Consider the following 15,909-nt stretch of genomic DNA (forward strand, 5'->3'; position numbering starts at 1 on the left):
GTTGTTAGGCATTAAATGACGACTAGTCAAAACTGAAGTCTAACAACTAACAACCATCAACTAACAACTCCCCAATAAAAAAGCCGCACAATGTGCGGCCTTTTTGTATCTGCTAAATGTAAGAATTACAATTTCGCAGTTTCTGTTACATTGATCGCGTAAGCTACGTCGATGTCAAAGTATTTTTTTACAGTTTCATTTTTAGAAGCCAATACAAACTGTAATTTGCTCACTTCATCTTTGTAGATCTTCACTTTTTTGTTGTAAGTGCCTGCATTTACTGCATCAGTGTAAAGATCAACACCGTAACCGTCTTTGATATAAATAGTGGCTTTTTGCAAATCGGGCTGAGATACTTCGATATCAAAATACAGATAATCGTCTTTAGTACCCAGGTAAGTAACTTTTACATCCGCCGATTGTTTTTTCTCTTTTTCAGATTTTACAACCGGTTTTTCATTGGCAGCAAACAATTGTGCTGGAGTTACAACGCTAACAGTTAAAAATGCGCCTAACAACAGTGTTCCGAATGTGATTTTGTTTGCTTTCATAATTGTAATATTAATAGTGAATAAAAAAAACTACGTTGATTCCATAGGCGAGCAAACAAAAGAAAAGTATAACAAGCTGAATTGTAATGTGCAAGCAATAACATTAAAGAAAAGCAAACAACCGTGATGGCAAAGGAAAAAATCGAAAGAGGACAGTGTGTATGTAAAGCTTAGCGTTTTGTATTTGCTATTTGAATTGCTTTACTAATATGACACAAAGATATAACCGTAATTTGAAAATCCAAATTTTTTTACAATGAAGTTTGTGTTAAGGAGCTAACGGGCGTTAGGTTTTGCGTTGTATAACTGGCATGTTCATGCGACAATTAATAATTAATAATTAAGAATTAATAGGGTGTGGCAGCGCGATTTATGTAGCACTCTTTCTATGCTCGCTAGATTCTTTTCTGTTGGCTAAAATCGCTGAATTAAATTAGCATAATCTTATTGAATGAATTTTTCTCCCGCAAGAATTTAGTGTGTTAAGCCATCTTTTTGCGGCATGCCCTATTAATTCTTAATTATTAATTATTAATTGCTTTTTTTAGACCAAATTCAAGTTTACTTAGGAAAATCAAAAAAAAAGCTAAAACTAACGCTTGTTATTTCAGATTTGTAAATTACCTTAGCGATCTCATTGAAAATGGCACAATTAAATTTACATATTACATCTTCTGCGCTGACTGCAACTGCAGCGGCCACTACTATTGCCATTATTGCAACCCGTTAAGGGTTGTACATATTCATATTATCCAATGGGCACATGCTGTATCTCGCTTGAAAAGCTCAATCATTCTGTTCTAATCTATTTTCCCAAAATATCATTACTAAACTTATGCAGGTTTTAAAATTCGGTGGCTCCTCCGTAGCAAACGCCGTAAACATACAAAAGGTCATATCAATCGTATTACAGGCCGGTAAACAAGATTCAACAATTGTGGTAGTTTCAGCTTTGGGTGGTATTACGGACACTTTGCTGGATTGCGGTGCGAAAGCTGCCAACGGTGACGAAGGCTACAAAGAAGTGTTGCAAAAAATTGAAACACGTCACCTCGAAACAGTGAAGTCACTGATTCCCGTTACGCAACAAAGCAGCATTCTGAGCCTTGTTAAAAAAACCTGCAATGAGCTGGAAGATGTTTGCACTGGCGTTTTCCTGCTTGGCGAATTGTCTTCACGCACTAAGGATAAAATAGTAAGCTTTGGAGAATTGCTTTCTTCACAGATCATTGCTCACGCTTTTCAGCAACATACTTTCTGCACATGGAAAGACAGTCGCGAGCTGATTGTTACCGACGACAACTTCGGTTCTGCAAAAGTTGATTTCGAAGAAACAAACAACCGCGTACACAAATTTTTCAACAGCAAAGACAACCTTGCTAAACTATTTGTAACACCCGGTTTCATCTCCTCTAATAAACACGGTGCCGGCACCACACTTGGTCGCGGCGGCTCCGACTATACTGCGGCAATCTTTGCTGCTGCGCTAAGCGCGGACGCGTTACAAATATGGACAGACGTTAGCGGTATGATGACAGCTGATCCACGCCTTGTTGCCAATGCGAAAAACATTCCGCACATCTCCTACCAGGAGGCAATGGAACTTTCCCATTTTGGAGCAAAAGTTATTTACCCGCCAACCATACAGCCAGTGATGACTAAGCAAATTCCAACATGGGTAAAAAACACTTTCGCGCCTGAAGATTTCGGGACATTGATAGAAACAGCTCCGCTTGAAAACGGAAGCCTGATACGTGGTATCTCAAGCATGAACAACATTGCATTGCTAAGCCTCGAAGGCAGCGGAATGATAGGAATACCGGGCTTTTCAAAACGTTTGTTCGAGTCGTTGTCAAATGAAAAGATCAACGTCATCCTCATCACTCAAAGTTCATCTGAACATTCAATAAGCGTTGCGCTCAACACTTTTGATGCTGACAAAGCAAAAGAAGCTGTTGACAGACAATTTGATTATGAAATAAAATTAAGAGTACTCGAACCTGTTACTGTCGAAAAAGATTTAGCAATCGTTGCAGTGGTGGGCGATCACATGCGCAGCCATCCGGGCATCAGTGGAAAAATGTTTGGAACACTTGGCCGTAACGGTGTGAGCGTGAGAGCAATCGCCCAAGGCTCTTCAGAAAGAAATATCTCTGCTGTTATTGCCGCGAAAGATGTTCGCAAAGCAATCAACGTATTGCACGAAGATTTCTTTGAAACCACTTACAAACAAATCAACTTATTTATAGCAGGCACAGGAAATGTTGGCGGTAAATTGCTCGCTCAATTACAACAACAAGCTGCATTCTTGCAGGAACATTTACGTGTTCAACTGAAAGTAGCAGGTTTGGCTACCAGCAAAAAAATGCTTGTTCGCTCAGAAGGCATTGACCTTGGCAACTGGCAGGAACTTTTAAGCGAAGGAGAAAAAAGCAATCTGCAGCAATTTGTTGACCAGATAAAAAACAACAACCTGCGCAACTCTATATTCGTTGATATCACTGCCAATGAAACTGTGGCTACAGTGTACGATCAATTGTTACAAAGCAGTGTATCTGTTGTTGCCTGTAACAAAATAGCTTGTTCATCACGCTACCAGAATTATAAAAAATTAAAAGACCTTGCAAGGGAATACAATGTTTCCTTCCTGTTCGAAACCAACGTTGGCGCGGGTCTTCCGGTAATTGGCACGCTAAATGATCTAAGAAGAAGTGGCGATACCATCAAAAAAATAGAAGCTGTATTGAGCGGTACTTTGAACTTTGTGTTTAACAATTATGATGGCTCACGTCCCTTTGCAGAGGTGGTAAAACAAGCGCAGGACGAGGGCTACACAGAACCAGATCCACGCCTTGATTTAAGCGGCACCGATGTAATGCGTAAGATCATGATCTTGGCACGCGAATCTGGCGAGAAAATAGAAATGGAAGACATCAGCAACGACGTGTTCTTGCCTGCATCCTGCATGGAAGGCGATGTTCCTGCTTTCTATGAAGAGTTGAAAAAACATGAAGCGCATTTCAAAAAATTGTACGACGAAGCGGCTGCACAAAAATGCAAACTGAAATTCGTTGCGAAGTTTGAAAACGGCAAAGCTTCTGTTGGTTTGCAACATATAAACGAGCAACACGATCTCTATCATTTATACGGCAAGGACAACATCGTATTATTTTACACCAACCGCTACCCTTCTCAACCACTGGTTGTAAAAGGTGCCGGCGCAGGTGCGGAAGTAACGGCGTCTGGTGTGTTTGCAGATATATTGAGAGCCGTGTAGAAAGATGTACGATGTTAGAAGTACAATGTACGATATACACTATATTGTTACACTCTAACGAATTTCACACACCGTACATAACGACCATAAAGAAAGATTCAATTTTAAACGACACATAAACGATCAACATACAACATGTCCACTAACAACGAAACAAAACAAGCAACAGCGAAACCCGGCGACAGTATTAAAGTGCATGCACCGGGCACTGTAGCCAACCTTGTTTGCGGCTTCGATATTCTTGGTCTTGCACTGAATGAGCCTTGTGATGAAATGGAGATAAAGATCATTGAAGAACCCAAAGTGATCATTCATCACAAAGACAACTACAACCTGCCACTTGAACCCGAAAAGAATGTTTGCGGCGTAGCACTCCTTGCTATGATGGACAAACTGGACAACAAATTCGGATTCGAACTGACGGTTACAAAACACATAAAACCCGGCAGCGGCATAGGCTCCAGCGCCGCCAGTGCAGCCGGCCCCGTAGTTGCAGCCAATAAATTGCTTGGCAATTATTTCAGCAATGAAGATCTTGTACAGATGGCCATGTTTGGTGAAAAGTTAGCGTCTGGCGTAAAGCACGCAGACAACATTGCACCTTGCATTTATGGCGGCATTACATTGATCCGCGCCATTCATCCGCTGGATATCATTTCCATTCCTGCGCCACCGATGTACGTAACATTGGTGCATCCGCAGATAGAAGTAAAAACTTCTGATGCGAGGCAAATTTTAAAGAAACAAGTTCTTTTAAAAGACGCCATCAAACAGTGGGGAAATATAGCCGGACTGGTTGCTGGCTTCATCAAAAGCGATTATGAATTGATCGGCCGTTCTTTGGAAGATGTAATTATCGAACCTGTGCGCAGTATTCTAATTCCAGGCTTTGATGATGTAAAGGCACAAAGCAAAGAAGCGGGCGCTTTAGGGGGTGGAATCTCCGGCTCCGGCCCTTCCATCTTCATGCTCAGCAAAAACGAAGCAGAAGCCAAAGCCGTAGAAGTCGTAATGAAAGACATTTATGAAAAAATCGGCATTGAGTACTATACGTATGTGACGACGATAAACAACGAGGGAGTGAAAGCTATTGGGAATTAATAATTAATAATTAATAATTAACAGGGCCACACTCAAAGCTTGTTTACAATTCATAAAAGTGCAGAACCTCTTAATTATTAATTATTAATTATTAATTCGTCTTGCCGAATTCTTAATTCTTAATTCCTAATTCTTAATTGAAATGAACTATTTTTCTCTCAATAAAAAAGCCCCAAACGTAGATTTTAAAACCGCTACCATACTGGGGCAGGCGCCAGACAAAGGATTGTATTTTCCTGAAAGAATTCCTGTACTGGATGCAGATTTCTTCAACAATATCGAGAACATAAGCAATGAAGAAATTGCTTACAAAGTAATCGCGCCTTATGTGGGCAATACCATTCAGGAAAATGAGTTGAGAAGAATTGTAAAGGAAACAATTGATTTTCCTTTGCCGTTGGTAAATATCAACAGCAACATTTCTTCATTGGAATTATTCCACGGCCCTACACTTGCATTCAAAGACATCGGCGCAAGATTCATGAGCCGCTGTCTTGGATATTTTTCCAAAGAGCGTTCTGAAAAAGTAACCGTTCTCGTTGCTACATCAGGCGATACCGGAGGTGCAGTAGCGAATGGATTTTATGATGTTCCGGGCGTTGAAGTCGTGATTCTATACCCTTCCGGCAAAGTGAGTGAGGTGCAGGAAAAACAAATGACAACACTTGGTAAAAACATCCATGCACTGGAAATCAGTGGCAACTTTGATGATTGCCAGGCTTTGGTTAAACAAGCTTTCGCAGATGATGATCTTACTAAAAAATTATTTTTAACTTCTGCAAACTCAATCAACGTTGCAAGATGGCTGCCACAACAATTCTATTATTTCTTTGCGTGGAAACAATGGGCAGATAAAAAGAATCCGCCGGTGATCAGCGTTCCGAGCGGAAACTTTGGCAACATTTGTGCAGGCTTACTGGCACATAAATCAGGCTTGCCCGTTAAACATTTTATCGCGGCATGCAATGCAAATGATGTGGTGACAAGATTCCTGCAAACAGAAAAATACGAGCCGCGCCAGGCCGTTGCAACTTTATCAAACGCAATGGATGTGGGAAGTCCAAGTAACTTTGTAAGAATACTGGAATTGTTCCAACACAAGTTTACTGACCTGAAAGAGAAGATCAGCAGCACCAGCATCAACGATGATGACACAGTAGCAACGATTAAAAAAGTGTATGCAACAGACAAATACTTACTTGATCCGCATGGTGCCGTTGGCTATATATCATTAGAACATTATTTGCAACAACATTCATCTGATAAAGGATTTATTCTTGAAACCGCTCACCCTGTTAAATTCAGCGACAGCGTGGAAAAAATAACCGGCGAAAAAATCAACATGGATGTTCCCGCAAACGGACCTAAGAAAACAGTGAAGATGAAACCGGATTATAAAGAACTGGTGGAGTTTCTTGAAAAAAGATAGAACGCGAAGGTTACCACTAAGGCACTAAGTGCACTAAGTAACACTAAGCTTCTTTATAAACTATCATAAGCCTTTAAACACTTAAAGCCTTCTTAGTGAGGCTTAGTGTTCTTAGTGTCTTAGTGGTGAAAAACAATAACCAAATGTTACAAAAATTCCTTTCTGAAGAGCAAGGGCACATAACAATCAACAATATGCTTACAATTAGCGATCGCGGCCAGAACATGCCTGCTTCTCCCATACGCAAACTTGTACCGTATGCAGAAGCTGCAAAAGCAAAGGGCACACATATCTACCACCTTAACATCGGTCAGCCGGATATCGAAACACCGCCGGTAATGATGGAAGCCATACGCAATGCGCATTTCAAGGTGTTGGAATACAGCCATAGTGCAGGCAACGAAAGCTATCGCAAAAAAATGGCGGCGTATTATAAGCGTGTAAATATTGACATCGATTACAACCAGATCATCATTACAACCGGTGCATCTGAAGCGATATTCTTTGGCATCATGTGTTGCCTGGATGCGGGCGATGAAATCATCATGCCAGAGCCATTCTATGCAAACTATTACGGATTTGCTATCGCAGCAAACGTAGTGGTAAAGCCAATTACATCGCATATTGAGAACAGCTTCGCACTGCCGTCAATGGAAGCTTTTGAAAATGCGATCACTCCAAAAACAAAGGCTATTCTTATTTGCAATCCAAATAACCCGACAGGCTATTTATACAGCAAAGAAGAAATGGAAACATTAAAATCCATTTGCCTTAAACATAACTTGTTCCTTTTCTCCGATGAAGCATACCGCGAATTTTGCTACTCTGGTAAACATTTCAGCGCCATGAATCTTACCGGCATGGAAGAGCATGTTATCCTGCTGGACTCCATCAGCAAAAGATACAGCGCTTGCGGCGCAAGACTGGGGGCATTCATCACCCGCAACCAGCAAGTATTGGATGCGGCTATGAAATTTGCACAGGCAAGACTAAGCCCTCCCGGTTTCGGACAAATTGGTGCAGAGGCGTTGATGGACCTTCCGGAAAATTATTTCGATGCTACAAAAAACGAGTACCAGAAAAGAAGAGATGCTCTGGTGAGCCGACTCAATAAAATGCCTGGTGTGGTTTGCCCAAATCCCGGTGGCGCATTTTATGCGATGGCAAAACTGCCGATTGACAATGCAGATAAATTTTGCCAGTGGTTGTTAGAATCGTTTTCATATAACAATAAAACCTTAATGCTTGCCCCAGGTTCCGGATTTTATGAAACGCCAGGTTTGGGTCAGCAAGAGGTTCGTTTGGCCTATGTTTTGAATGTTGATGATATAAACGCGGCGATGGACTGCTTAGAAAAAGCGCTGGAAGAATACTCAAAACAGGTAACATTAAATTAACATTGAAATTAAAATATTGAAAATCAATTATTTAATATTTTAAAGAATTCGACACTTAACATTAAGATAAATAATATACGTTATTTTAAATGCTTTTCATTTAAATTGCATCAAGAAAGAAGAAGTAAACCATAAATATATTATTTATTTAATACAACTAGTTTCACAACCAAAACTAACGAGCTTACAATTTTTTCATATGGCAAGCAATCGTTGAAGGCCCTCTGTTTCTACAGAGGGTATTTTTTTAAAAAATATTTTAAAATAGTTTTTCTGTTTAGTTTCGTTTCTCTATTTTTGCCGCCCACTTGGCGAGGTAGCTCAGCTGGTTAGAGCATCGGATTCATAACCCGAAGGTCGGCGGTTCAAGTCCGCTCCTCGCTACAAAGCCTGAAATTTGATCATGTATTGAATTTCAGGCTTTTTTATTATATCAGGCTTGATAACAACACGAATTAGCAAAATATTTTTATATTGAAAGATGAATAGCCTATAACCCTTACAATTCGTAATAGAACATCGAACACACCATATGAAAAAAGCAATATTTTTTGCCGGTGTAGCCCTTTCTTCATTGGAATTGAGAGAGCAAAATCACCGAGATAAAAAGATCATGATACTCCTGAAGGATAGTTGCCTTTGCAGATAACCCAAATAGGAACTTAGAATAACCTTCCTAAAATCAATTTTAACCCCTCAAATAAATCGTATGAAAAAAAGTGCAATTTCATTGCTTGTAGTTGTCCTCGTATTCAGTGCATGTACAAGAATCAAATTAGTTACGGTTGATTCAACCAATGTTGCCAATAAAAATAACACTTTCATTTTTTCCAATGATACTGTGAGTGTGAAATATGATTTCTGGGCCAGCGGCGGCGGAATGAATTTTGAGATCATCAATAACACAAATAAGCCTCTATACTTTGATTGGAAAAAATCCGCCTTTCTACCAAATAATAAAATGATGAGTTATTGGAAAGACGAAACAAATACTGTTTCGACAGGCACGTCCTCTTATTATTACGGATTTAGCACGGCTTCTGGAAAATCAAAATCTATTCGTAAAGAACGAATTGGCGTTGTTCCGCCAAAAGCGTCAATAACAAGCCACATCTACACAATAGTTCCGAAAACACAGACAGCGCCAAAGGTTGGCAATTATTCATATGATAACTCTCCTCTTAAATTCAGAAACTATCTAGTGATGTCTTTTACTGAGTCATTTAGCGATCAGGAATTCTATCTGGACAATGAGTTTTTTATTAAAGAAGTCAAATCAATAACCGACACAAAAAAGGATAAATTCAAATCGTCTACAGCGTTTTGGGCACCTAAATAATCTTCTCCCTGCTTCAGAGTGAAGCTGCAAATGATAGCTGAATCGATAACTTTAGCAGCTATCGTAGTCCAAATATTACATCATTTTCAAGATAAAAACTAACCCAAATAGACCCAATCAAACACATAACGAATGCAAAATTCTTTACCCTACCAGGTACCCAAGGTAGAACCCAAAGTAAATGCGGTAATCCAATTTGTATTTTATTATCGCCTTGTTGTGGTGATGCTTATGCTTTGTACAAGCGTGATTATAGGCTTAATTGTTTGGAAACAATCTAATGAAGTAGATAAGTTGAAAAACTTCTCTTTGGTTGTTACGGGAGGATCAATTTTTATTGGGATTTTCTATAATATTTTGAATTATGAAAATACGTATAGGAAGAATCATAGAGACATGAAATCATCAAAAGATTCTCTCTCCTTTAATGTTGCGTGCGAATTTAATAAGCCGCAAATGGTTGAAAATTTGAAGGGAACAAAGGCCCTGTTTGAAACACATCAGCATTTAATCAATCAAAATAAAGCCCAGGAGTTCTTTGATCTTCTTGAAAAAGATGAAATAGGCAGATTCGCCCTGGTGTCTATTTTTAATTATTTTGAATGCTTAGCCATTGGAATAGATCAAGGCATAATTGATGAATGCTTTAGTAAAAAATTCTTTAAATCATTGATCATCAGCTATTATCATGATTACAACTTTTTCATTGAATACAAGCGAAAGCTAAATAAGACCCCGACAAGCTGGGAGCACTTCACAAAATTGGCCCAAAAATGGGCCGCGGAATGATATTTACAACATTTTTATTCTACATTCGTTATTAATAAAACATAGCGATTTACCCTTACCAAAAAACATAGTTATGAAAGGAACTTGCATTAAATCTTTTGACGCTGGATGGTAAAAAAGTATAAATTATAAAATGAAGAGGCTTCGGCCTCTTTTTTAATGCTGTACATAGAGATTCATGCTTTCAATCTGCCAACAAATGAGCAAACTTTGTAAACAAACAAGGATTTAGAATCGTTTTCAAGGCGATGTGGCTTATTCAAAGTTACCCTAAAAATGACCATATGAAAAAACTAACCCTCGCAGCACTAGCTCTAATCTCATTTTGTTTCGTCAAAGCCCAGTCACCAATAAAATTTTATGCTACTGTCAACCCGCAAGTAATGAAGTTTGCCAAGACAGATATAAATACTGGCATATTCGGTTCATTTGGCGGCAAATTTAAAAACGGCGCCGGCATTGGGATCGGCACAGGATATTTTAAACCAGTTTCTTACGGTTCTGGCAACATGCCGGTATTCTTTGAGCTTTGTTACATTGAGACAAAAAATAAAGTCAATGCCTATGTGTCCGGCAAGATAGGAACTACGGCCTACGTCGGCAAAGCAGACGTTCCAACAGATCACAAATCCGGCGCTTTCCTGGATCTGTCACTCGGCGCAATGTTTAAACTCTGCAATACAAATGGCATTTTTGTGCATGCATCTTGCCTGCAATACAATTCAAATATTGCCTTTGAAAATAAAGGAGACAACGATCCCAGACGATATACAAATTTTGGATATGCGCTAGGTGTTGGTGTAAAACTCTAGCAGCTTCGGCTTCGCCACGAATCTGTAAACTTAAACGAAGCCCGAAATTTGATCGAATATTAAGTTTCAGGCTCTTTTGTTGTCGGAGCTTTAACAAAAATTGTGAAAAATCTTTCTATCTTGAAGACCTAAACCAAGAGACTCTCTAGTTCCTGTTAAGAACTTGATACCTCCTTATCTGAAAAATTCCGAGTATTTTCTATTGTACTACCCCAACCCGTGTAAAATGATGAGGTTATTATTGTTTATTGGCATTGCTACTATTATCACTTTTTCCTCCTGTCAGAAAGAGCTTTTCTTCGACAAAATTCCAACTCTGGATAGCACGCGATTACTTCCTTCTTCAATCGTTGATAACTCAGTGTCAAACGACTCCATAAAAATTGAATATGATAACCTCAACAGAATTATTTCATGTAAGAAATTCTACAAAGATTACCTCGGAGTGATTCATGGAGACACAATCACATACACCTACGATGACAACAACAGGCTAATAATGGCATCATCCCCATTTGGAGGCGAAAGCTACGAATCGGTATACAGTTATAACGACCGCACTATTACCGAAACAACCACATGGCTAAAGCACAACCCTGCCAATAAGTCTGTAACCACGCTTACATTGAACGGCAACAAACACTTAGCGAAAGCTGAAGATGCAGACGGAGAAACCGAATACACATACGACAACTATGGAAATCAAATCGGTTCCTCCTTTGTAAACAGCTCCTTTAGTCAATCGATAACGACCCGCTCTACATATACAATGGACAGCGCTATGCTCAGGTGTGTAAACGCCCCTTTGTGGTTCCTGGAATCGAAGCCTCTGTTTGTTTCCTACATCATTAAGAATATTTCGGGTTTTAACCGGAAAACAGTTTCCGAAGAAAGCGGCCGCAAAGAAACTTACGTGGAAACCGGCGAAGTGGTTTACGAAATGAATCAAAATGGCTTCCCTTTATTAATACACACCACTATTAATGGGCAGGAAACTTCCCAAAAAATAACTTACGTTATTGCCAAATAAAGGCGCTCCTTCTTAACAGTGCTCTCCATTTCTACCTCAACTATTTGCGTTGGCACGTGTTTTACAGACCTGAATAAAACAAATGCCATGAACGTTGAATTTCGTTTTCCCAATAGCCAGGTAATAAAAGCGCTGCTGAACATCATTCCCTCACAAGGCGATCGTGTATCTTTCAAAGGGATCAAAAACATCGAGGACCGTTTACATGATGATGTCCGTGCCAAGGAATGGTCTGTAAGTTCTGTCCTGTGGAATGTGGAAGATGGCGGAATAGCTTCTGTCGTAATTTCTGTTTCGGAAATTGGAGGCATTAGCAACTGAGCGACTTTATAACAAGGAATAAATGCCAGCATATTTGCAAAGACCTGATTGGTTCGTTCGAGCCTGTCGGGTCTTTCATGTTTAAGCTCTCCGTTCAAAAAAATTCTGTTATTTCCTGTAACAAATATTTCCTGCCTCCTACTTACCAATAAAACAAGGAACATGGGGCACTTTGTAATTAACTTACCAAACAATGTTTTTGCTGATGTTCGTTTCGGAATAGTAAAAGAAAAGCAGTTTCTTAGCCTTCGTAATATATTGTCCGGAAAATGGTGGCACACGGAAAAACGAAAAGGCTATGTTGTAATTATTGACCAGTGCAAAAAATGTATATTGTTTAAAACACTGGAGGGCGAATGGATAAACGAAAATAGCGATGACGAACAATACACCTTTTGGCAAACAAAGATTGACGAGTTTGAAGCAAGTAATCTTCACAACCGCTAGCCATTTTCCTTAACCTTTCAATCCTTTAATTGAATACCCGCAACGATAAACAGACCTGCTTTCTTCAACTGATAGAAACACACAAAGGCATTCTTTATAAGATATGCCGCATCTATCAGGATAAAAAAGAGGACCAGCAAGATCTGCTTCAGGAAATGATTTTACAATTATGGCGATCGTACGATTCATTTCGCGGCGAAAGTCAGTTTAGCTCATGGATGTACCGCGTGGCTTTTAATACCGCCATCAGTTATTTTAGAAAAGAAAAACAACACTACACTTCAAGCCTTGACCCGTATCACGATCTTCCGGATGAGCTGCGCACCGTAAAAGAAAAAGAAGAACAACTTGCTGTTTTTTACAAAGCAGTTCAACAGTTGAACAAAGTAGAGAAGGCGCTTATTTTCCTTTACATGCAGGGACAGTCAGGTGATGAGATTGCAGGCATATTGGGCATTTCATCAGTAAACGTTCGAGTGCGCCTGAACCGTACCAAAGAAAAAATTAAATACATCATTAAAACATTGGGTTATGAATTTTGATGACTTAAAAAATGAATGGGCGGACGACATTTCAAAAGATGTTCCGCTTGACACAAAGAAAGTGCCGCTTGACAAAACAAGGTCTACCATCGACAGGCTGAAAATAAATATGAGAAGAGAATTTTTCGGTCTTGGACTGTCTTACTTTTTTATATTCCTGGCCTTTTTCATTTTGTCCAAGCCTTATTTATCTTTTTTAATTGGAGGAACAGCTTGTCTTATTTTGTTAATGCAAACCATTTACTTCTGTTACCACTGCTATATTTTTTACAAACAGTTAGAAAGATCTGATTTGAGTTTGCGCAAAAACATTCGCAAGATTGCTTATGATCTGGAGCTCAACATTGAGCGGTATAAAACATACTCATTTTGTTCAATGCCCATCGGCATCCTGACTTGTGTAGCATATCTAAATACAGACAGAGTCGGCCAATTACTCAAACAAACATTCTATGCCGGATCAATTGTGCAAATAAAACCATTACTTATTACCGGCATCATAATAATCTTTGCGCAGTTGCTCAGTTACTATCTTTCCAAAATGCATATTAACTGGCAGTATGGTCGGTATTTGAGGGAGTTGAAACAAGTGATGAATGATTTGGAGGAGGACAACTAAGAATTAGGAGTTAGGAGTTAGGAATTAGGAGTTAGAAATTAGGAGTTAGAAATTCTTCATATGGAAGTCTCCACAGTATTCACAAGTATTAAGAGGTTATCAAAATAGCAGAGGGCAGCATTTTTTTAAATGCTGCCCTCTGCTATTATTCTTTACTAGTTATTAACTACAGCAATCACACTCCTCAATTCCTAACTCCTAATTCCTAATTCCTAATTACTTCTCCCTCATCCCCCCATTCTTATACAACTGATACGCAGATTGATAGTTCGCAATCGCTTCATGCAAAAGATGGTCGTTCATGGGCACTTGCTTTTGTTCCTCGGATTGTTTTTTGTAGAAGTAGCAATCTGCTTTTTGCTGAGGCCCTAAAACGATCAACGTATCATTCTTGAGATAACCCAGTTTTTGATAAGTTCCCATCAACGCTCTTGGCTGGTATTTCGCTGCGTTAATATTTTCGCCAAACAAATTCGACTTGTAACTCCAGTTCAAATAACTAAACAATGTTGGGTATAAATCAATTTGCGAGCAAATCGGAGAAAGCTCAACCGGCTTGGCGTTTGGCAAATTATATACAAGGCATGGAATGTGGTATTTAGAAACATTGATCTCATTTTTGCCCGCACTACTTGCACAGTGGTCAGCCACAAATATGAAAACTGTATTGGCAAACCAGGGCTTTGTTTTTGCTTCTTCCAGCAATTTACCAATTGCAAAATCTGTGTAACGAACGGCACCTTCCCTGCTTCCTTGCGGAATACTTATTTTGTTAGCAGGATATGTATAAGGCCTGTGGTTTGAAGTAGTCATTACAAAATTGAAGAACTTCTTTCCTTCTTTATAATCGGCATCCGCATCGCGAATTACCGCTTTGTAAATGTCCTCATCGCAAATGCCCCACGCATTTTCAAATTGGATATCTTTCTTTGCTATAGCGGTTCTCGTAGTAACCAGATTGTCATTCACAACCGTAGTATTTGGATGATCGACAATATCAAAGCCATTGCCACTAAAAAATTTATTCATGTTGTCAAAATATCCATCACCACCGTAAAAGAAAGTGCGTTTGTAACCGGCATCTTTAAATATCGAGCCAACGGTAAATAAGTTTGCGTTATCATCCCTGCGAACAATGCTGCTTCCCGGCGTAGGCGGAACCGCGAGCGTAAGCGCCTCCATGCCACGCACCGTACGCGTTCCCGTTGCATACATGTTTGTAAACAACACACTCTGCTTCGAAAGAGAATCAAGCACCGGAGTTAGTCCCTCTGTATTACCAAAACGCGTCATAAAGTCGGCACTGAAACTTTCGATCGTTATCATTATTACGTTCGGGCGGGCAACAAGCGTATCGTTGCTCGTTATTTGCCTGTAAATCTCATTTTCATTTCCGGTAAACTTTGTGCTGGAATCTGTCAGCAAATTGCGCATGCGAGCAAACACTTCCGCATCCGGGTCCTTTTTGTAAAACTCGCTGTAGCTAAGCTCATTGTTCTTAAATGCAGAAAAGAAAGAGTAAATACCTGCTTTTGACAATTCGGCTCTATAGCGATTATCAGTTCTTTCAGCCCAGTTATTTTTTACATTGAATATGTAGAATACCGGGACCAGCAGCAAAGCAACCGTCACAATTGAACGACTTCTGAATGTCATGGCTGAATTGAAACTTGCAGCAAAAATTCCTCTTTTATAAAACCACCACGTAATTAAAGAAGTAACCAGCACCATTCCACCAATCAAATACGGAAGTGGGTAAGATTGATTGATATTATTTACCACCTCAAAAGTGTAGATAAGATAATCAACGGCAATGAAATTGAAGCGGCTTTCAAACTCTCCCCAGAAGGTAAATTCGGCGAAAAATGAGAACATCACGATCAACACCGTTAAAAAGAATCCAACGTACGTAACCGTTTTGTTGAGCCTCGACTGGTTCCACTTTTGTCGAATCAGCAATAAATAAATAGCATACAGAACCGTAAAAAATGAAGCAACACCAAGGTCAAACACAAATCCCTTAAAGTAGATAGAAAACAATGACCCTATGGAAATAGCGGCGTTTTTCCACGATATAATAAGAAGCACCGTCCGCACCAAAAATGAAAGTGCGATAAACAGTGTCCAAAAACCTAATAGAATTGAGTAACGATTGGGGGCACGTAACATAAACTTAACGAAAATTTAAAGTGCGCAAAGCTATTCAATTCTACCAGATAAAAATGAAAAATACCCAGATAGCTCCTTTCAAAAAA

The 15,909-nt window shown here is 39.4% G+C and carries 14 protein-coding genes and 1 tRNA gene; 13 read left to right on the forward strand and 2 right to left on the reverse strand.

Annotated features, from left to right (window positions below):
* Positions 1 to 125 precede the first annotated feature (125 nt).
* Positions 126 to 551, reverse strand: coding sequence for a hypothetical protein (locus KTO63_RS13960; RefSeq protein WP_217791944.1), 426 nt, complete (start codon positions 549 to 551; stop codon positions 126 to 128).
* A gap of 835 nt (positions 552 to 1,386) precedes the next feature.
* On the opposite strand from KTO63_RS13960, the gene thrA reads away from it, so the two are divergent.
* From thrA to KTO63_RS14025, 13 genes are all read left to right on the forward strand, one after another.
* The gene (thrA, locus tag KTO63_RS13965) at positions 1,387 to 3,828 is read left to right on the forward strand and encodes a bifunctional aspartate kinase/homoserine dehydrogenase I (protein WP_217791945.1); all 2,442 of its coding nucleotides are present in this window, start codon (positions 1,387 to 1,389) and stop codon (positions 3,826 to 3,828) included.
* Positions 3,829 to 3,963: 135 nt separating this feature from the next.
* Complete coding sequence (locus KTO63_RS13970; RefSeq protein ID WP_217791946.1) at positions 3,964 to 4,929, forward strand: homoserine kinase; 966 nt, start codon at positions 3,964 to 3,966, stop codon at positions 4,927 to 4,929.
* A 142-nt stretch (positions 4,930 to 5,071) separates the two neighbouring features.
* Positions 5,072 to 6,358 carry a threonine synthase gene (gene thrC, locus KTO63_RS13975; RefSeq protein ID WP_217791947.1) on the forward strand — a complete coding sequence of 429 codons (1,287 nt, stop codon included), beginning with the start codon at positions 5,072 to 5,074 and terminating at the stop codon, positions 6,356 to 6,358.
* 143 nt (positions 6,359 to 6,501) lie between these two features.
* A complete protein-coding gene (locus tag KTO63_RS13980; RefSeq protein ID WP_232373176.1) occupies positions 6,502 to 7,755 on the forward strand; it encodes a pyridoxal phosphate-dependent aminotransferase in 1,254 nt (417 codons plus the stop codon).
* Positions 7,756 to 8,065: 310 nt separating this feature from the next.
* A tRNA-Met gene (locus tag KTO63_RS13985) sits at positions 8,066 to 8,139 on the forward strand.
* 325 nt (positions 8,140 to 8,464) lie between these two features.
* Positions 8,465 to 9,094, forward strand: coding sequence for a hypothetical protein (locus KTO63_RS13990; RefSeq protein ID WP_217791948.1), 630 nt, complete (start codon positions 8,465 to 8,467; stop codon positions 9,092 to 9,094).
* Between the two features lie 132 nt (positions 9,095 to 9,226).
* Positions 9,227 to 9,883 (forward strand): DUF4760 domain-containing protein, encoded by a 657-nt coding sequence (locus KTO63_RS13995; protein WP_217791949.1) that lies wholly within the window; start codon positions 9,227 to 9,229, stop codon positions 9,881 to 9,883.
* 383 nt (positions 9,884 to 10,266) lie between these two features.
* Entirely contained in the window at positions 10,267 to 10,695 is a 429-nt protein-coding gene (locus KTO63_RS14000) for a hypothetical protein (protein WP_217791950.1), read from the forward strand.
* A 226-nt stretch (positions 10,696 to 10,921) separates the two neighbouring features.
* Positions 10,922 to 11,725: a hypothetical protein gene (locus tag KTO63_RS14005; protein WP_217791951.1), complete on the forward strand. Its 804-nt coding sequence runs from the start codon at positions 10,922 to 10,924 to the stop codon at positions 11,723 to 11,725.
* 87 nt (positions 11,726 to 11,812) lie between these two features.
* Entirely contained in the window at positions 11,813 to 12,046 is a 234-nt protein-coding gene (locus tag KTO63_RS14010) for a hypothetical protein (protein WP_217791952.1), read from the forward strand.
* Between the two features lie 162 nt (positions 12,047 to 12,208).
* On the forward strand, positions 12,209 to 12,493 hold the full coding sequence (locus KTO63_RS14015; RefSeq protein WP_217791953.1) for a hypothetical protein: 285 nt from the start codon (positions 12,209 to 12,211) through the stop codon (positions 12,491 to 12,493).
* A gap of 29 nt (positions 12,494 to 12,522) precedes the next feature.
* Positions 12,523 to 13,035, forward strand: a complete 513-nt coding sequence (locus tag KTO63_RS14020) for an RNA polymerase sigma factor (RefSeq protein WP_217791954.1) — start codon at positions 12,523 to 12,525, stop codon at positions 13,033 to 13,035.
* Positions 13,025 to 13,654, forward strand: a complete 630-nt coding sequence (locus KTO63_RS14025; RefSeq protein ID WP_217791955.1) for a hypothetical protein — start codon at positions 13,025 to 13,027, stop codon at positions 13,652 to 13,654. Before KTO63_RS14020 ends, KTO63_RS14025 begins: the two co-directional genes overlap by 11 nt.
* Before the next feature lie 216 nt (positions 13,655 to 13,870).
* On the opposite strand, the gene KTO63_RS14030 is transcribed toward KTO63_RS14025, so the two are convergent.
* Positions 13,871 to 15,823 (reverse strand): LTA synthase family protein, encoded by a 1,953-nt coding sequence (locus KTO63_RS14030; RefSeq protein WP_217791956.1) that lies wholly within the window; start codon positions 15,821 to 15,823, stop codon positions 13,871 to 13,873.
* Between the last annotated feature and the right edge of the window lie 86 nt (positions 15,824 to 15,909).

The sequence above is a fragment of the Pinibacter aurantiacus genome (genome assembly GCF_019130065.1).
GTDB classification, from domain to species: domain Bacteria; phylum Bacteroidota; class Bacteroidia; order Chitinophagales; family Chitinophagaceae; genus Pinibacter; species Pinibacter aurantiacus.